Below are 18,120 nucleotides of genomic sequence, written 5' to 3'. Positions count from 1 at the left end.
CATGTCCACCACCATCACTCCCCGAACCTCCACCGGCACCGGCCCGATCCCGGGCACCATCGTCCCCAAGCCCTCCCGCGCTCGAGCCTTCAGCTGGGCGCAGCTGTGGGCCGCCCTGCCGGGCGCGCTGCGCAAGCTGAACCCGGCCGCGCTGTGGCGCAACCCCGTCATGTTCCTGGTGTGGGTGGGTGCGGCGCTGACGACGGTGATCGCGATCGCCGAGCCGTTCCTCGGGGGGCCCGAGTCCTCGGGCGGCACCGCCGTCCCCTTCGGGTTCACCTGGGGCATCGCGGTGTGGCTGTGGCTCACCGTGCTGTTCGCGAACCTCGCCGAGTCCGTGGCCGAGGGGCGCGGGAAGGCGCAGGCGGCGACGCTGCGTAAGACCCGCACCTCCACCATGGCGCGCCGAGTGACCGCCTACGACGAGAAGACGGATGCCGCAGCCGACCATGCCGAGACGGTCGAGGCCGCGTCCTCCGACCTGACGCTCGGCGACATCGTCATCGTCACCGCCGGAGAGCTGATCCCAGGTGACGGCGACATCGTGAACGGCATCGCCACGGTCGACGAATCGGCCATCACGGGCGAGTCCGCACCGGTCGTGCGGGAGTCCGGCGGCGACCGCAGCGCCGTCACCGGCGGCACGCGCGTCCTGTCGGACCGCATCGTCGTGCGCATCACCTCGAAGCCCGGCGAGACCTTCGTCGATCGCATGATCGCGCTCGTCGAGGGCGCGAGCCGCCAGAAGACGCCCAACGAGATCGCCCTGAACATCCTGCTCGCGAGCTTGTCGATCGTGTTCGTGATCGTGGTGCTCACGCTCAACCCGATCGCGTCGTACGCGGCGGCGCCCGTCAGCATCCCGGTGCTCGTCGCGCTGCTCGTGTGCCTCATCCCCACCACGATCGGCGCGCTGCTGTCGGCGATCGGCATCGCCGGCATGGACCGTCTCGTACAGCGCAACGTCCTCGCGATGTCGGGCCGCGCCGTCGAGGCCGCCGGAGACGTCACGACCCTCCTGCTCGACAAGACGGGGACCATCACATACGGCAACCGCCGGGCATCGGACTTCGTCACGATGCCCGGCGCGTCAGACGAGGAACTCGCCCGCGCCGCCGCACTCTCGTCGCTGGCCGACCCGACCCCCGAGGGCGTCTCGGTGGTGGAGCTCGCCGCGGTCCGCAGCATCCATGTCACCGCGCCTGACGGCGCCACCAGCGTGCCCTTCACGGCACAGAGCCGCATGAGCGGCGTCGACCTGGCAGACGGCACGCAGGTGCGCAAAGGCGCCGGCTCGGCGGTGCTCGCGTGGCTGGAGGCATCCGGATCCCCCGTGGTGCCCGCGAGCCGCGCACAGCTGATCAGCGAGACCGACGCCATCGCCGAGTCCGGAGGGACCCCTCTGGTGGTCGCGATGCTCGCGGCCGACGGCACCGGGCGCGTGCTCGGCGTCGTGCACCTCAAAGACATCGTCAAGGACGGCCTGCGCGCACGATTCGCCGAACTGCGCGAGATGGGCATCCGCACGGTCATGATCACCGGTGACAACCCGCTGACGGCACGCGCGATCGCCAAGGAAGCCGGTGTGGACGATTACCTCGCCGAGGCCACGCCCGAAGACAAGCTCGCGCTCATCAGGCGCGAGCAGGAGGGTGGCAACCTCGTCGCGATGACCGGCGACGGCACCAACGACGCTCCCGCGCTCGCGCAGGCCGACGTCGGGGTGGCGATGAACACGGGCACGTCGGCCGCGAAGGAGGCCGGCAACATGGTCGACCTCGACTCCGACCCGACGAAGCTCATCGACATCGTGCGCATCGGCAAGCAGCTGCTCATCACGCGCGGCGCGCTGACGACGTTCTCGCTGGCCAACGACATCGCCAAGTACTTCGCGATCATCCCCGCGATGTTCATGGGGATCTTCCCCGGGCTCGCCGCGCTGAACATCATGCAGCTCAGCTCTCCGGCATCCGCCGTCACGAGCGCCATCATCTTCAACGCGATCGTCATCGTGATCCTCATCCCGCTGGCGCTGCGCGGCGTGAAATACCGCCCGGCGAACGCCTCGCAGATCCTCAGCCGCAACCTGCTCGTCTACGGCCTGGGAGGCGTGATCGCCCCCTTCATCGGCATCAAGCTCATCGACCTCGTCGTGAGCCTCATCCCGGGCTTCTGACCCTTCGAGCCCGACAGGAGACGCACATGTCCACCACCACCCGCACCACCGTTCGCACGACGGGCGTGGCGCTGCGCGCCATGCTCGTGTTCACCCTCGCGCTGGGGGTCGGCTACACACTGCTGGTCACCGGCATCGGGCAGCTGGCGCTGCCCTGGCAGGCCAACGGCTCGATCGTGACCGCCGGCGACGAGCCGGTCGGCTCCGCGCTCATCGGGCAGTCGTTCACGGATGCCGACGGCAACGCGCTGCCGGAGTACTTCCAGTCCCGCCCCTCGGCGGCCGGCGACGGCTACGACGGCGGAGCCTCGAGCGGCTCCAACCTGGGTCCGGAGAACGCGGACCTCGTCGCCGCGATCGAGGAGCGCAAGGCCGCGATCGCCGAGCTCGACGGCGTCGACGTGTCCGAGGTCCCGGCCGATGCCGTCACCGCATCGGCCTCGGGCCTGGACCCGCACACCAGCCCGGCGTACGCCCTGCTGCAGGTGCCGCGCGTCGCCGCCGCGCGCGGAATCGACGAGAACGAGGTGCGCAGCGTGGTCGAGGCGCACATCCAGCAGCGCGACCTCGGCTTCCTCGGCGAGCCCCGCGTGAACGTCGTCGAGCTCAACCTCGCCCTCGATGCGCTGGCGCAGTGACCGCTCCCCTGTCGCAGAAGGCGGGCCGCGGGCACAGATCGTGGCAGGCGAGCGGACATCGGGCAGGACGGCGGACATAAGGTGACCACATGAAGCGCGGCAAGCTGCGGGTGCTGCTCGGGGCGGCGCCCGGCGTCGGCAAGACGTACGAGATGCTCGAAGAGGGCCGCCGTCTCGCGGACGGCGGCCGGGATGTCGTCGTCGCCGTCGTCGAGACGCACGGTCGCGCCGCCACGGCCGCGCTGGTCGACGGCCTCCCCGTCGTCCCTCGCGCCATCGTCTCGCACCGCGGGGTGGAGCTGACCGACATGGATCTCGAGGGCGTGCTGGAGCGGCATCCCGAGATCGCACTGGTCGACGAGCTCGCCCACACCAACGCCCCCGGGCTGCCGCACCACAAGCGGTGGCAGGACGTCGACGCCCTCCTCGACGCGGGCATCGACGTCATCACGACCGTCAACGTGCAGCACATCGAGTCGCTCGGCGGCGTGGTCGAGCAGATCACGGGCGTCGCCCAGCAGGAGACGGTTCCGGATGCCGTCGTCCGGGCCGCCGACCAGGTCGAGGTCGTCGACCTCTCGCCGCAGTCGCTGCGCGACCGCCTGTCGGCGGGGCTCGTCTATCCGGCGGAACGGATCGACGCCGCGCTGTCGAACTACTTCCGGCTGGGCAACCTGACCGCGCTGCGCGAACTCGCGCTGCTGTGGCTCGCCGACGAGGTCGACAGCGCACTGCGGTCGTACCGCGCCGAGCACGGCATCGAAGGCGCATGGCAGGCGCGCGAACGGGTGGTCGTCGCCCTCACCGGCGGTTCGGAGGGCGAGACGCTGCTGCGACGCGGCGCCCGCATCGCAGCGCGGTCGGCGGGCGGCGAGCTGCTCGCGGTGCACGTCTCGAGCCAGGACGGCCTGCGCTCGGGCGATCCGGGCGCCCTCGCCGTGCAGCGGGCGCTGGTCGAATCCCTCGGGGGCACGTACCACCAGGTCATCGGCGACGACGTCCCCCGTGCGCTCGTCGACTTCGCGCGCTCCGTGAATGCGACGCAGCTCGTCATCGGCGTGAGCCGCCGCGGCCGGCTGATGGCGGCACTGACCGGTCCCGGCATCGGGGCGACCGTGATCCGCGAGTCCGGCGACATCGACGTGCACATGGTGACCCACGCCGCCGCAGGCGACCGGTTCCGGCTGCCGCGCATCACCGGCGGTGCGCTGAGCGTTAAGCGCCGCCTGCTCGGCTTCCTGCTCGCACTCGTCGGCGGGCCGCTGCTGACGTGGCTGCTGGTCTCGATCCGCAACGAGGACACGATCACCAGCGACGTGCTCGCCTACCAGCTGCTCGTCGTGCTCGTATCGCTTGTCGGCGGCATCTGGCCGGCCGTGTTCGCCGCCGTGATGTCGGCGTTCACGCTCAACTACTTCTTCGTCGAGCCGTACTACACCGTCACCATCGCGGATACGCGGAATGTCTGGGCCCTGATCCTCTACGTCCTGATCGCCGTGCTCGTGAGCTTCATCGTCGACCGTGCCGCACGTGCCGCGCGCGCCGCACGGCGTGCGGAGGCCGAGGCGGAGCTGCTCGCGAACGTCGCCGGCAGTGTGCTGCGGGGCGAGTCGGCGGTGCCCGCACTCATCAGCCGCACCCGCGAGTCGCTCGGGCTCGCCGGGGTGCGACTCGTCGACGCCGACGGCACCGTCGTCGCCACCGACGGCGAACCCGTGCGCGACGGACGCTACGACGCGGTCACGGTGGCCCGACGCAACGGCGGCCCGCCCGCCATGCTCGAGCTGCACGGCCACACGCTCGACGCCTCCGCACGCCGCCTCATCGATGCCGTGGCCGCGCAGCTCTCGGCAGCCCTCGAGCACAGCGATCTCACCGCGACCGCGCGCGCGGCGGGCGCCCTGGCCGAGACCGACCAGGTGCGCAGCGCCCTCCTGTCGGCGGTGAGCCATGACCTCCGCCGCCCGCTCGCCGCCGCGGTGGCCGCCGTCGGCGGCCTGCGGGCCGCGGAGCCGAACCTCTCGCCCGACGACCGCGCCGAGCTGATCGCCACCGCCGACGAGTCCCTCGCCACCTTGTCCGCGCTGGTCACCGACCTGCTCGACGTCAGCCGCGTGCAGGCGGGAGTGCTCGCGGTCTCGCTCCAGACCGTGGACAGCGCCGGCGTCGTGCTCGCCGCGCTCGACGAACTGGGTGCGGGACCCGACAGGTTCGAGCTCGCCCTCGATCCCGACCTTCCGCCGCTGGCGGCGGATCCCGTGCTGCTGCAGCGCGTGCTCGTGAACGTGCTGTCGAATGCCGCGCGTCACGCGCCCGGGGGCACCCGCGTCCGCGTGGCGACCAGTCGTCTCGGACACACGGCCGAGATCCGCGTCGTGGACCACGGGCACGGCGTGTCCCCCGAGCGCCGCGACGACATGTTCACTCCGTTCCAGCGACTCGGCGACACCGACAACACCGCAGGTCTCGGTCTCGGACTCGCCCTGTCCAAGGGCTTCACCGAGGGCATGGGCGGTACGCTCACCCCCGAGGACACGCCCGGAGGAGGCCTGACGATGGTCATCGCGCTCCCCGTGGCCGACCCGATCCCCGCCGAAGAGAGGCCGCTCTCATGAAGTTCCTGTCGTGAAGGTCCTCATCGCCGACGATGATCTGCAGCTCGTCCGGGCCCTCCGCATCACCCTCGCCGCCCACGGCTACGAGGTCGTGGCGGCGCCCGATGGCGCCGCGGCGGTCGCGCTGGCGGCGAAGGAGCACCCTGAGATCGTGATGGTGGATCTCGGGATGCCGCGGCTCGACGGCGTCCAGGTCATCGAGGCGCTGCGAGGCTGGACCACTGCGCCCATCATCGTGGTGTCCGGGCGCACGGGCTCGGCCGACAAGGTGGAGGCGCTGGATGCCGGCGCGGACGACTACGTCACCAAGCCGTTCCAGATCGATGAGCTGCTCGCGCGTCTGCGCGCGCTGTCGCGGCGTCTGGGCGCGGCATCCGGAGTCCCCGTCGTGACCTTCGGCGACGTCGTCGTCGACCTCTCGACGAAGACCGTCACCCGCAGCGGCGAGCGCGTGCACCTGACGCCGACGGAATGGCGCATCCTCGAGTTCCTCGCCCGCAACCCCGGTTCGCTCGTGACGCGGCAGGCGCTGCTCAAGGACATCTGGGGCACCGAGCAGGTCGCCGACACCGGCTATCTGCGGCTGTACATCTCGCAGCTGCGCAAGAAGCTCGAGGCCGACCCCGCCCGTCCCGCGCACCTGCTGACGGAGTCCGGGATGGGCTACCGGCTGCTCACCGACACTCCCGACGCCGCCTGACCGCGCGCCGGGCAGGGGCGCGGGGCCGCAGGACGCGGGGCCGCGCGGCGGGTCAGCCGAGTCCCTGGCGCTCCTCGTCGGCGCCGGGAGCGGCATCCCCCGCCACGGGCTTGGAAGACAGGCCCACCGAGCCGGCGTGCGGGTCCTTCGACAGCGCGGCCGCCACGGCGACCGACTCGTCGGCGTCGGGGTACTGCGGTCGCAGCTGCACGGCGGACTGGCGCTTCTGCTCGCGCTTGGCCCTGCGGGCCGCGTAGGTGAGGTTCAGCGCCTCGACGAGGATCGCGAAAGCCATCGGCGCGTAGATGAAGGCCTTGTCGATGTGCACGCCGAAGCCCTCGGCCACCAGGAACACGCCGATGAGGAGGAGGAACGACAGCGCCAGCATCTTCACCGTGGGGTGCTTGTTGACGAACGAGAAGATGAAGCGGGCGGCGAACAGCATGATGCCGAACGAGAGCACGACGACGGTGATGATCACGACGAGGTTCTCGGTCATGCCGACGGCGGTGATCACCGAGTCGAGCGAGAAGACGATGTCGAGCGCGAGGATCTGCGCGAGCACCGCCCCGAAGGTGACAGCCTTGCGCCCGGAGCCGCCGTGCTCCTCTTCGGCGCCCTCGAGCTTGTGGTGGATCTCGGTCACGGCCTTGTAGACCAGGAAGAGGCCACCCGCGATGAGGATGAGGTCCTTCCACGAGAACCCGAGCCCCCACAGCACGAAGATCTCATCCTTGAGCGTGATGATCCATCCGGCGAAGAGCACCAGGATCACGCGGATCACCATCGCCAGCGTCAGACCGAGGTTGCGGGCCTTCGCCTGCTGCTCCTTCGGCAGCTTCGACGCGAGGATCGAGATGAAGATGACGTTGTCGACGCCGAGCACCACCTCGAGGACGAACAATGTGACGAACACCGCGATCAGATCGGGCGTGAAAGCGAAGGAGAAGTCCACGCGGCTATCGTATGCGGCCGTCTCCACCGGCGGCTGAGACGGTGCTCCTGGGGATGGCCCCCGAACATGCTGGGGATCGTCACCCTATTCCCCCGCGGCCATATGCACCTGCGTAGTGTGGGCCCTAGCGATCGGCATCCGCCTGTCTCTCCGCGTCGACCAGGGTCGGCATCCGACCAGAGCAGGTGCCATCATCGCCACCATCACCGCTGTCGCACCCGAGGCTGCCCGTCTGGGCCCGGTCCGCCAGACCTATGCCGGGACCGAGACCTTCCCGCCTGTCGCGCGGGCCTACACCGAGGTCTCCCAGGTCGTGCGCGAGACCGGTCTGCTGCAGAGGGCGCGCTGGTTCTACGCGATCGTCGGCGGGGCACTGGTGCTCGCGCTCGGCGGGGCGATCACCGGCTTCATCCTGCTCGGCGACACCTGGTACCAGCTGCTGATCGCCGCCGCGCTCGGCATCATCTTCACCCAGGTGGCATTCCTCGCCCACGAGGCCGCGCACCGGCAGATCCTGGTGTCAGGACCGTCGAACGACCGTCTCGGCCGCTTCCTGGCCGCGGGGATCGTGGGCATCAGCCTCTCCTGGTGGAACAACAAGCACAATCGCCACCACGCCAACCCCAACCGCGTCGGCAAGGACCCCGACATCGAGGTCGACACCATCCGGTTCCTCGAAGAGGATGCCGCGAAGGTGAGCCGCCTCGGCGGGCTGATCACGCGCAAGCAGGGATGGCTCTTCTTCCCGCTGTTGACGCTCGAGGGACTGAACCTTCACGCGCTGGGCCTCAAGCACCTCTTCTCGCGCGGCGAGGTCAAGGGCCGCTGGATCGAGCTCTCGCTGATCGCACTGCGCTTCTCGCTGTACCTCACCCCGCTCTTCCTCTTCCTGCCGATCGGCATGGCCTTCGCCTTCCTCGGCGTGCAGCTGGCCGTCTTCGGCGTCTACATGGGCGCCTCGTTCGCACCGAACCACAAGGGGATGCCGATCATCGCGGCCGACGCGAAGCTCGACTTCTTCTCGAAGCAGGTGCGCACGTCGCGCAACATCCGCGGCGGCTGGTGGGCGACCGCCCTCATGGGCGGCCTCAACTACCAGGTCGAGCACCACCTCTTCCCGAGCATGGCACGGCCGTACCTCGCGAAGACCCGCGAGATCGTCATGGAGCAGTGCCGCACGCGAGGCGTGCCCTACACCGAGACCAGCCTGATCCAGTCGTACAGCATCGTCATCGCATACCTGAACCGCGTCGGCCTCTCGGCCCGCGACCCGTTCGACTGCCCGATGGTGAACCGCTTCCGCACCGTCTGAGCAGACATGCAGCAAAGCGGGGGACGGATGCTGCGGCATCCGTCCCCCGCTTCTTTGCGGGCCGGAGTGGCGATCAGTCGAGGACGTCGCGAAGGCGGGCGGCGAAGCCCGCCGGATCACCGGGGTACCCCGGCTGATCGGTGAAGCCTGCGTGGTGGCTGGGGAATTCGGTCACCTCCACGTCGAGCGCCGCTGCGACCGCGCGGGCGCCCCGCGCGGGGAGTGTGTCACCCGACTCGACGCCCGCCGCGATGACGAGTCGGTCGCCCAGGTCTCGCAGCACGCCGACGTCGATGCGGTACGCGAGGGTCGCAGGCATGTTCCGCAGCAGCGGATTCGTGCGGGCGCCGTCATCCTCGGCCGACATCCCGAACATCGCGGGGTCGGGCGCCGGTCCGTCGAGATAGCCGTCAGGCACCGGACCGTCGAGCATCACGAAGGGGATGAACTTCGCCATCGCGGCGCCATCGCCCTGCTCGGCGTAGGTGCGCTTCATGTCGGCGACCACGGCGAGCACCAGGTCGCGGTCGGGGAGATGCTCGGCGAGTGGCGGCTCGTGCGCGACGGCGATGCGCACGTCGTCCGGGTGGGCCGCGGCGAGCGCGAGCAGGTTCACCGCACCACCACTGGTGCCGAAGGCGTCGACGCGGCCGACGCCCAGCGCCGCGATGACGCGATGCAGGTCGGACGCGTGCTGCTCGACCGTGATGTCGGCGGTGCCGACGGGGTTGCGCCCGGCGCCGCGCGGGTCGTACGTCACCACGGGTCTGTCCGTGATGCGCGCGGCGAGGATTGCGAGTCCGCTCGCGTCCATCGGTGCGGCGAAGAGGAACAGCGCCGGCCGATCGACGGTCGCCTCGGTCAGGTCGCCGTGGATGTCGTAGGTGATCGCGTCATCTCCGGCGCCCACGACGTGGGTGGACACGGTGCGCGCGACGGTGTTCTCTGTCATCTTCGTCTCCCAGGCTCCGCTCACACCCCGGCGAGCACGCCCTCCAGGCGGGCGTAGCTGGCCTCCATGCCGTCGGTCATGCCGGTGGCGAGCACGATGTCGCGCGTCTCCTTGTCGGGGTACTCGATCAGCAGCGTGATGAGGGTCGCGCCGTCCTCCTCGTACAGGTTGAGGTCGTTGAGCGTCGACGGGTAGTCCGTGCCGGTCATGTGCTCGGTGGTGACCGCGCGGCGCGGCGCGTCCGACAGCAGGGTCTCGCCGTCGAATCCGAAGGCCTCGCCCTCGCCGCCCTCGACGGGCTCCCACTGGTAGCGGTAGCGACCGCCGACCTTCGGGTCGACCTCGCACACCGACATCCGCCAGCCGTCGGGTCCGAGCATCCACTTCTCGAGCAGCTCGGGCTCCTGGTAGGCGCGCCACACGAGATCGATCGGGCCTTCGATGAGCCGCGTGATCCGCACGTGGGTGTCGTCGAGGATCTCGGTCTGCGTGCCCTTGCCGGCGGCGTACGCCCGCAGTCCTTCGAGCACGCGGTCGAGCTGGTTGACCGCCATCGTGGCGCCCTCGATCATGCCCATGCCGACGACCTGCTCCAGCGCCTCGGCGGAGGTGAAGTAGGTGACGTTGCGCAGCTCGGACCCCTGCTCGGTGCTGTCGAAGCTGAACACCATGCGCGAGACCGGGAGATCGGTGTTCGGCGTGCCGTTCTCGTCGGCGAAGGCGTCGAGCACCTCGAACGAGCGCGGCTCGGCGACGGAGAGGAACTCCCACGAGCCGTAGGCCTTCTCGCCGCGCGGACTGGTCATGTGGTAGATCGCGCGCCCGCCCGGCGCGAAGTCGAACGAGGTGAAGGTGGCGGGCCACCCGGGAGGTCCCCAGAAGCGCTCGAGCTGGCGCGGGTCGGTGAAGGCGTCCCAGACCCGCTCGACGGGCGCGGCGAACTGCGCCGTCAGCGTCATGGTGAGCGCTTCGGGGTCGGTTGTGACATCGGTGACGGGCATCTCATACTCCTTGCGTGTCGGTCTTATCAGTGCTGTCGGGGTCATCGGTGGGTGCTTCCGGGGCTGTGCCCGGTCCGGCGAACAGGGCGTCGAGCCGGTCGATGCGCGATCGCCAGAGCTCTTCGTAGCGGGCGAGGAGCGCCCGTGCCCGGGCGATCATCGTGGGATCCGCTCGGACGAGACGCTCGCGGCCCTCGGCGCGCTTGATGATGAGGCCTGCGGCCTCGAGCACGGCCACGTGCTTCTGCACCGCCGCGAACGACATGTCGTAGTCGCGCGCCAGCGCCGAGACCGAGAGTTCGCCCTCGATCGTGCGGCGCAGGATGTCGCGCCGCGTGGACGCGGCGAGTGCGTGGAACACGCGGTCGATGTCATCATCGCTGAGCTCAATTCCTACAACCATTTGGTTGTAGGATACGACGGACGAGCGTCGCCGTCAACCCCTCCGCATCCCGCAGCACGCCCTCGCGATCGGGTTACTCGGACCCGAGGTCCATATCGGACATGTGTTGTGACCTTCAGCAGTCAGGAGATCCTCGACACCTGAGCAGTCAGCTCGACGGCCGCGACATTGGCGGCTCCGCCTCGTCGGCGAGGAACTGCGATTCACCGGTCTGGATTTCTGCGGCGCGACGTTGATAGTCCGCGATCGTGGCTAGTTGTTCGGTGGTGTAATCAGCGTTGAGCTCGCCGAGCCGTGTCATGAGACCGTCAAGAAGCGCGCCGATGCGCTCGACGCCGGAAGGAGTGCCGATTACGGACACTTTGCGGCCGTCGCTAGGGTGCGGGTGCCGTTCGACGAAGCCTTTCATCTCGAGTCGGTCAAGGGCGTCACTGAGGGAGTTCTTGCGCATCCCGGCGTGATCGGCCAGCTCGCTCACCGTGGCGTGGCGGTGGCGGTGAACGAGCTCGAGGACCTTTTCCTCCGAGGGTCCGAGGCCCGCCCTGTTGGCCAGATTGGTGTGGAACAAGATCACTGCAGTGCTCAGTTCGCGCCCCGAGTCTGCCAACGCAGCCAGCACTTCCTTGCGGTCAGTGGAATCCTCATGCTTGCTCACGCTCACAAGCTCTATGTTATCGTGATATAGTTCGTACGTCCGAACGATATACTTTCGCACGTCGCTCCCGGCACCCTGGGACGGCAGAAGGGGACTGTCATGAGTGACGAGGCCGGGGAGACCGACATCTTCGCCGACCACGAGGTCGTCAAGCGGCTTGGTCGTTGGACCATTGCCCGCGACTTCGCGATCCGCGCACCTCACTCCACCGTCGTGATGGACCTGCGGTCACCCGAAATCCCGGACGGGGTCGTCACCGCGAGGGTCGATCTGCACCGGGCCACCCTGGAACTCCTCGTGGCGGACGACACTCAGATCGACCAGACGCGGATCATATGGATGGGCAGGGGAAGAGTCACGGACGCAGCGGGCCAGCGTCGCGGCCGCAGGATCGTCTTGGCCGGCTCCAGCGCAGACAGTGAGGTGCGTGTCAAGCGCGGCGGGGTCGCGATCCTCGCTGCGATGGTCACCCGCGAGTTCATCGAGGACGCGAAGACGGCGCACCGCGCTGGCGGCAGTACCACCGTGGACGATCCGACCCGGGACCCGAACGCCACCTGGCGGCAGCCCGAATGACCTTGACCGAGGAAATCATGAAGACACTCATCATCGGCGGCGGTATCGCCGGTTCCACTCTCGCGTACGCGCTTCGACGCTACGGGCACGACGCGATCGTCGCGGAAGCGCGCGGAAAACACCACGACACCGGCGGCGCGTTCTTGTACCTGGCGCCAAACGGCGTAAACGCCCTGCACGCGATCGGGCTCGGGGACGTGCCCTCGGCGGCCGGCGGGTTCGTCGCCTCCGGGATGGACTTCCACAACGCCGGAGGGCGCCGAATCGCCGACCTCGACGGCAGCAACGACCTGGAACGCTTCGGCGCGCGCGGCGTGGTTGTTCGGCGGGCGCGGCTGCACGCCGAACTCGCCGAACGGGCGCAAGCCGTCGGTGCGACATTTCTGTTCGATGCTCACCTGGTCGAATTGCGCACTCACCCTCGGGGCGTGGAAGCGGTATTCGCGGACGGTCAGACGCTCACCGCGGACGCGGTGATCGGGGCCGATGGCATCTGGTCGACGGTGCGAAGGCTGACCTGGCCAGACGCGCCCCGGCCGGCATACAACGGGATCGTAGACTGCGGCAGCTGGACCGAGGTCGACCTGCCGGACACCGCCCGTCAGCAGATGTACTTCGGGCACCGCGCGTTCTTCGGCTACACCGTCAAGGATAGGGTCGCCTACTGGTTCACCAATGTGCCCCGTCGCGATGAGCCGGCCAGGGGCCAGCTCGAAGACCTCGACCAGGACGACTGGATGGCGAGTATCCGCCGCCTTCACGAGCAGGACCCCGCCCCGATCCGCGCAATCTTGGACGCTGCCCGGCATTCTTTGGGCGCGTGGCCGCTGTACGACATGCCAGCGCTCGACTCTTGGCACACCGATCGGATCTGCCTGGTCGGCGACGCGGCGCACGCTGTCAGCCCGTCGACCGGGCAGGGAGCGAGTCTTGCCATCGAGGACGCGGCGGTGCTCGCTCACTGGATGCAGCAGAAGACTGACCCGCGCGCCGTCTTCGAGTGTTTCACCGCGGACCGCAAGGTGCGGGCGGAGAAGATCGTCCGATTCGGCCGGCAGATCGGAGCACGAAAAGTGTCCTCCACCGCCGGAAACCTCTTCCGCGACCTCACCCTGGGGATGTTCTTGCGGATGGGCGGCAAGGCCACCGCCGAGCAGTACGGGTACCAGTACGGCTACCGCGTGCCAGATCAGCCGCCGCGCGCGTCGATCTCCGACCCGAGTGCACCCGATGTCTGAGCCGTACACCTCATCCGGTCACCCCGGCCCGCTCCGTGCATCCGGTGAACGATCCCGCCGATCAGTGCCCAGCCGATCGTCGTCATCACACCAACGCCAGGAAGGTGTCACGACTGATTCGGTGTGGTGACGCACTACGTGCCCGAACTTCGTGACACGTGCTGTCAGCTCCCGGCGAGACCGACACCCCTCCGTTCGCCTGTCTCAATCGGTGGGTCCAGGGCACACAACGTGACAGTGAGCAGCGAGGAGTGCCGTCGCTCCGAATAGACTGGACGGGTCCGGCATCCCCCGAAATTCTGGAGCTGAGCCGCGTGACCACCCCCTCTTCGACCGCTGTCGCCGATACCGTCGAGAACGCCACCGCCACGCCGGAGAAGGAGCAGCCGTACGCGGCGCTCGGTCTCAAGCCCGATGAGTACGACCGCATCCGCGAGATCCTCGGCCGCCGCCCGACGTCGGGCGAGCTGGCGATGTACTCCGTCATGTGGTCGGAGCACTGCTCCTACAAGTCCTCGAAGATCTACCTCCGCAAGTTCGGCGAGAAGGTCTCCGACGAGATGAAGACCCGCCTCATGGTGGGCATGGGCCAGAACGCCGGGGTCGTCGACATCGGCGAGGGCTGGGCGGTGACCTTCAAGGTCGAGTCGCACAACCACCCGAGCTACATCGAGCCGTTCCAGGGCGCCGCGACCGGCGTCGGCGGCATCGTCCGCGACATCATCTCGATGGGGGCGCGTCCGGTCGCCGTGATGGACCAGCTGCGCTTCGGCGCCATCGACAACCCCGACACCGCGCGCGTGGTGCACGGGGTCGTGAGCGGCATCTCGTTCTACGGCAACTGCCTGGGCCTGCCGAACATCGGCGGCGAGACCGTGTTCGATGCGGTCTACCAGGGCAACCCGCTCGTCAACGCGCTGGCGGTCGGCGTGCTGCGCCACGAGGACCTCAAGCTCGCCAACGCCACCGGCGCCGGCAACAAGGTCGTCCTCTTCGGCGCCCGCACCGGCGGCGACGGCATCGGCGGGGCATCCATCCTCGCCTCCGACACGTTCGCCGACGGCGGCCCGACCAAGCGCCCCGCGGTGCAGGTCGGCGACCCGTTCGCCGAGAAGGTGCTCATCGAGTGCTGCCTCGAGCTCTACCGCGACGAGCTGGTCGAGGCCATCCAGGACCTCGGCGCGGCCGGCATCTCGTGCGCCACGTCGGAGCTCGCCGCGAACGGCGGCTCGGGCATGCGCGTCGACCTCGAGAACGTGCTGCTGCGCGACCCCTCGCTCACGCCGGAGGAGATCCTCATGAGCGAGAGCCAGGAGCGCATGATGGCGATCGTCGCGCCCGAGAAGCTCGACGCCTTCCTCGAGGTCGTCGGCAAGTGGGACGTTGAAACTTCGGTGCTCGGCGAGGTGACCGGCGACGGACGCCTGCGGATCTTCTGGCACGGCGAGGAGATCGTGAACGTCGACCCGTCTACGGTCGCCGTCGACGGCCCCGTGTACGAGCGCCCGGTGGCGTACCCGACGTGGATCGATGCGCTGCGCGACGACTCGGCATCCGCTCTCCCCCGCCCCACCGACGCCGAGACGCTCCGCGAGCAGTTCACGCGCCTCGTGGCGAGCCCCAACCTCGCCGACACGTCGTGGGTGACGAACCAGTACGACTATTACGTCATGGGCAACACGGCGCTGTCGTTCCCCGACGACGCCGGCATGATCCGCGTCGACGAGCACTCGGGCCTCGGCTTCGCGATCGCCACCGACTGCAACGGCCGCTACTGCCAGCTCGACCCGTACCAGGGCGCGAAGCTCGCCCTCGCCGAGGCGTATCGCAACGTCGCCGTCAGCGGCGCCGTGCCGACGGCGGTGACCGATTGCCTCAACTTCGGCTCGCCCGAGAACCCCGAGGTCATGTGGCAGTTCTCGCAGACCGTGGACGGTCTGTCGGACGGATGCCTCGAGCTCGGCGTCCCCGTCACCGGCGGCAACGTCTCGTTCTACAACCAGACCGGCGACCAGCCGATCTTCCCGACGCCCGTGGTGGGCGTGCTCGGGATCATCGACGATGTCGCGCGCCGCATCCCGTCGGGGTGGCAGGACGCGGGCGAGAACATCTACCTCCTCGGCGTCACCTCGACCGAGCTCTCGGGCTCGCAGTGGGCCGGCACGATCCACGACCACCTCGGCGGTCGCCCGCCGGCGGTGGACATCGGCCAGGAGAAGAAGCTCGCCGAGCTGCTGCACGCGGCCGGTCAGCAGTCGCTCGTGTCGTCGGCGCACGACCTGTCGTCGGGCGGCCTCGCGCAGACCCTCGCGGAGGCCGTCATGCGCTTCGGCGTCGGCGCACGGGTGTGGCTGAACGAGATCCAGGAGCGGGACGGAGTGGATGCCGCGACCGCCCTGTTCTCGGAGTCGACGGGCCGCGTCATCGTGACGGTGCCGCGTGAGGACGACGTGAAGTTCCGCGGCCTGTGCGAAGGCCGGGGCTACCCGGTGCTGCGCATCGGCGTGACCGACTCTGCCGCGGACGGCGACGAGCCGGCGCTCGAGGTGCAGGGCCTGTTCACCGTGCCGCTGGCCGAGCTGCGCGGGCTGTCGACCTCGACGCTCCCCGACGCCTTCGGCCCGATCGTCACCGAGCACACGGCCTGACCTGTACGAACCTTCGTTCGGGGCGCATGACGTCCGTTCGGGGCGCGCGAGGTGCGCCCCGAGCGGACGCGGTACGCCCCAAACCCGCCCACTAGACTGAGCGCATGGCGCCGGAAGACGACGAGTACAGCGGTTTCAACGACACCCGGCAGCGGCGCGTCAAGATCATCGCGTGGGTGACGATCGTCGCCCTCATCCTCGTCGGCGGCGGCGCCACGGTCTTCGCGCTCCTCTTCGGCTGATCCGTAGCGGGTCGCCCTGCCGGAGTTCGCAGGACATCGCGGATGCCGCAGCCTCCGCCCGCGACCCCGCGAGGTTCGCGCGATTCGGCGACGCCGGTGAAGGTGTCAGGAGATTCCCGGCGACAACCGCGCTATATCGCGATTACCATGGCACCGTGGAGCCGATCCTCCTGATCATGGCGAGCTGGTGGTGGATCGCTCCGGCCGCCGCCGGCGCCGGAGCGGCGACCTATGCCGGCCTGACGACGCGCAGCCGCCGAGCCCGAAGGCTCGAGCTCGATGCCGCGCGCCAGGAGGAATCCCTCGCCTACCGCGAGCTCGTCGCCGCGAAAGCGCGCGTGCGCACCGCGAGCGCTGACATGCTGACCGCGAAGTCCCGCGCCGGCGCCCCCGCGTTCCAGGCGGGCGATGCGCGCCGCGAGCTGCTGGCCGCCAAGCAGGCCGAGAAGACGGCCTCGCTCGCCCTTCGGGCCAGCCGGTCCCGCGTGAAGGCGGGGTACTCCCAGTACCGCGCGGCGACGTCGCGCGATCCCCTCCCCATCGACGTGCTGTACGCCGCGCACGACGCGATCAACACCCGCTGGCTCGCCTACGAGACCGATGTGGACAAGGCGCTGGCGTATCCGCAGATGACCGACGTGCGGCATCCCGCGACCCTCGCGTTCCTGCGCGCGCAGCGCGAGGCTCTCGCCAAGCGCCCGACGCTGCGCGAGCGCGCGACGCCCCAGCAGTACCTCGAATACCGCGTGGCGGTGCGCCATCTCGAGTCCACGTTCGACGAGGCCGAGCGCCAGGCCGGAGTCGCCGGAGCGGCGCGCCCCTCGTCGCCCGCAGCGTCGGCCGCCGCCGGGCTCACCGCCGCGGCCGCGGTCATCGCCGAGATCGCCGACCGGCTGCCGACGCTGATCGCACGCATGCCGCCTCCGCGCGCCGGCGATCCGCGCGCTGACAGGGTGCCCTGAGCCCGACACAGCGGCGCACCAGGCGGTTAGCATGACAGAGTGCAGCCGATCCTCGATTTTCTCGGCGACTTCTGGTGGCTGGTCTTTCCCCTGATCGGCGTTGTCGGCATGGTCGGCAACGCCTGGGAGCGTGGTGCCCGCCGGCGCCACCAGCGCCGCATCGAAGTCATGCACGCGAAGGCCGAACTAAAGGCCGCACAGGCGGCGGCGCGCGGCAAGGCCGTGGCCGCGGCATCCCTCCCACCGATCAGCGGCCAGACGGCGGTGCCCGAGCCCACGGCGGCTCCGCGCGAGACCCAGGTCACGCAGCTCGAGCGGCTGTTCGCGACCCATGACGGCGTCACCGCGCGCTGGCTCGAGTACGAGCTCGATGTGGCGAAGATCATCGCCTTCCCGGCGATGAGCGATGGCCGTCAGCCCCTCACCGCAGCGTTCCTCCGTGCCAAGCGCATCGCCGACGGCCTGCGCCCGCCATCGCCGAAGGCGCGCCTGTCGAAGGAGCAGCTGGCCGAGTACCGCAACGCGGTGGCCGACTTCGAGGTGGCCTTCGACGTCGCCGAGCGCGATGCCCGGCGCCTGCGCGACTCGAGCTTCACCGAGGTCGAGCGCAAGCGGCTCGACACCGCGAAGAAGCTCCTCACCGTCGCGATCGACGAAGCAGCTACGCCGGCGGAGCGCCAGCTCGCGTACCGGCGCGTGCGCGAGGAGCTCGACGGACTCCTCTCGATCTCGGACGAGGCGATCGAGGTACTCGAGAACAAGGTGATGCTCGAACTCGGACCGACCACGTCCACGTCCACGTCCACGACGGACACCCCCTCTGCGGGCACACCGACGGCGGCTCCGGCGTCCGCCCCCGCAGCGCCGCCGGCATCCGCCCCCGCCCCTGCGCCGGAGCCCATCGCCGAGCCGCTCCCCGCGCCGAAGCGCCCGAGCACGACCCCGCCGGCAGCCGCCACGTGGCCCGTGCCGTCACGCGGCAGCGGCGACGCACCCGGTCGGGTGACGCACCCCAAACCCCACCGCTGACCGTTCGAACGCGCTGCG

At 69.6% G+C, this 18,120-nt stretch carries 16 protein-coding genes; 11 read left to right on the top strand and 5 right to left on the bottom strand.

The window, feature by feature from the left end:
• The first annotated feature begins 1 nt into the window (after window position 1).
• From kdpB to MRBLWS13_RS13140, 4 genes are all read left to right on the top strand, one after another.
• Window positions 2-2,176 carry a potassium-transporting ATPase subunit KdpB gene (kdpB, locus tag MRBLWS13_RS13155; RefSeq protein WP_349425802.1) on the top strand — a complete coding sequence of 725 codons (2,175 nt, stop codon included), beginning with the start codon at window positions 2-4 and terminating at the stop codon, window positions 2,174-2,176.
• A 26-nt stretch (window positions 2,177-2,202) separates the two neighbouring features.
• On the top strand, window positions 2,203-2,814 hold the full coding sequence (gene kdpC, locus MRBLWS13_RS13150) for a potassium-transporting ATPase subunit KdpC (protein WP_349425801.1): 612 nt from the start codon (window positions 2,203-2,205) through the stop codon (window positions 2,812-2,814).
• Window positions 2,815-2,903: 89 nt separating this feature from the next.
• Window positions 2,904-5,429, top strand: coding sequence for a DUF4118 domain-containing protein (locus tag MRBLWS13_RS13145; protein WP_349425800.1), 2,526 nt, complete (start codon window positions 2,904-2,906; stop codon window positions 5,427-5,429).
• Window positions 5,430-5,439: 10 nt separating this feature from the next.
• A complete protein-coding gene (locus MRBLWS13_RS13140; protein WP_349425799.1) occupies window positions 5,440-6,129 on the top strand; it encodes a response regulator in 690 nt (229 codons plus the stop codon).
• 52 nt (window positions 6,130-6,181) lie between these two features.
• On the opposite strand, the gene MRBLWS13_RS13135 is transcribed toward MRBLWS13_RS13140, so the two are convergent.
• Window positions 6,182-7,084: a TerC family protein gene (locus MRBLWS13_RS13135; RefSeq protein WP_349425798.1), complete on the bottom strand. Its 903-nt coding sequence runs from the start codon at window positions 7,082-7,084 to the stop codon at window positions 6,182-6,184.
• A 115-nt stretch (window positions 7,085-7,199) separates the two neighbouring features.
• Here MRBLWS13_RS13135 and MRBLWS13_RS13130 point away from each other — a divergent pair, with 115 nt between their 5' ends.
• The gene (locus MRBLWS13_RS13130) at window positions 7,200-8,396 is read left to right on the top strand and encodes an acyl-CoA desaturase (protein WP_349425797.1); all 1,197 of its coding nucleotides are present in this window, start codon (window positions 7,200-7,202) and stop codon (window positions 8,394-8,396) included.
• Window positions 8,397-8,469: 73 nt separating this feature from the next.
• On the opposite strand, the gene MRBLWS13_RS13125 is transcribed toward MRBLWS13_RS13130, so the two are convergent.
• The 4 genes from MRBLWS13_RS13125 to MRBLWS13_RS13110 all read right to left on the bottom strand — a co-directional run bounded on the left by MRBLWS13_RS13125 (window position 8,470) and on the right by MRBLWS13_RS13110 (window position 11,407).
• A complete protein-coding gene (locus tag MRBLWS13_RS13125) occupies window positions 8,470-9,348 on the bottom strand; it encodes an alpha/beta hydrolase (RefSeq protein ID WP_349425796.1) in 879 nt (292 codons plus the stop codon).
• Between the two features lie 20 nt (window positions 9,349-9,368).
• On the bottom strand, window positions 9,369-10,349 hold the full coding sequence (locus tag MRBLWS13_RS13120) for an SRPBCC family protein (RefSeq protein WP_349425795.1): 981 nt from the start codon (window positions 10,347-10,349) through the stop codon (window positions 9,369-9,371).
• Between the two features lies 1 nt (window position 10,350).
• Window positions 10,351-10,752, bottom strand: a complete 402-nt coding sequence (locus MRBLWS13_RS13115; protein WP_349425794.1) for a metalloregulator ArsR/SmtB family transcription factor — start codon at window positions 10,750-10,752, stop codon at window positions 10,351-10,353.
• 148 nt (window positions 10,753-10,900) lie between these two features.
• On the bottom strand, window positions 10,901-11,407 hold the full coding sequence (locus MRBLWS13_RS13110) for a MarR family transcriptional regulator (protein WP_349425793.1): 507 nt from the start codon (window positions 11,405-11,407) through the stop codon (window positions 10,901-10,903).
• Window positions 11,408-11,506: 99 nt separating this feature from the next.
• On the opposite strand from MRBLWS13_RS13110, the gene MRBLWS13_RS13105 reads away from it, so the two are divergent.
• From MRBLWS13_RS13105 to MRBLWS13_RS13080, 6 genes are all read left to right on the top strand, one after another.
• On the top strand, window positions 11,507-11,983 hold the full coding sequence (locus MRBLWS13_RS13105) for a hypothetical protein (RefSeq protein ID WP_349425792.1): 477 nt from the start codon (window positions 11,507-11,509) through the stop codon (window positions 11,981-11,983).
• A gap of 17 nt (window positions 11,984-12,000) precedes the next feature.
• Window positions 12,001-13,221: an NAD(P)/FAD-dependent oxidoreductase gene (locus MRBLWS13_RS13100; RefSeq protein WP_349425791.1), complete on the top strand. Its 1,221-nt coding sequence runs from the start codon at window positions 12,001-12,003 to the stop codon at window positions 13,219-13,221.
• Window positions 13,222-13,535: 314 nt separating this feature from the next.
• Window positions 13,536-15,869, top strand: coding sequence for a phosphoribosylformylglycinamidine synthase subunit PurL (purL, locus tag MRBLWS13_RS13095; protein WP_349425790.1), 2,334 nt, complete (start codon window positions 13,536-13,538; stop codon window positions 15,867-15,869).
• A gap of 104 nt (window positions 15,870-15,973) precedes the next feature.
• The gene (locus MRBLWS13_RS13090; protein ID WP_204260058.1) at window positions 15,974-16,111 is read left to right on the top strand and encodes a hypothetical protein; all 138 of its coding nucleotides are present in this window, start codon (window positions 15,974-15,976) and stop codon (window positions 16,109-16,111) included.
• A gap of 155 nt (window positions 16,112-16,266) precedes the next feature.
• Window positions 16,267-17,073, top strand: a complete 807-nt coding sequence (locus MRBLWS13_RS13085) for a hypothetical protein (protein ID WP_349425789.1) — start codon at window positions 16,267-16,269, stop codon at window positions 17,071-17,073.
• Window positions 17,074-17,112: 39 nt separating this feature from the next.
• Window positions 17,113-18,102: a hypothetical protein gene (locus tag MRBLWS13_RS13080; RefSeq protein ID WP_349425788.1), complete on the top strand. Its 990-nt coding sequence runs from the start codon at window positions 17,113-17,115 to the stop codon at window positions 18,100-18,102.
• Window positions 18,103-18,120: the final 18 nt, after the last annotated feature.

The organism is Microbacterium sp. LWS13-1.2 (genome assembly GCF_040144835.1).
Taxonomy (GTDB): domain Bacteria; phylum Actinomycetota; class Actinomycetes; order Actinomycetales; family Microbacteriaceae; genus Microbacterium.
The sequence above is the reverse complement of the archived record's forward strand: the minus strand, read 5'-3'. Positions and strand labels throughout refer to the sequence as shown.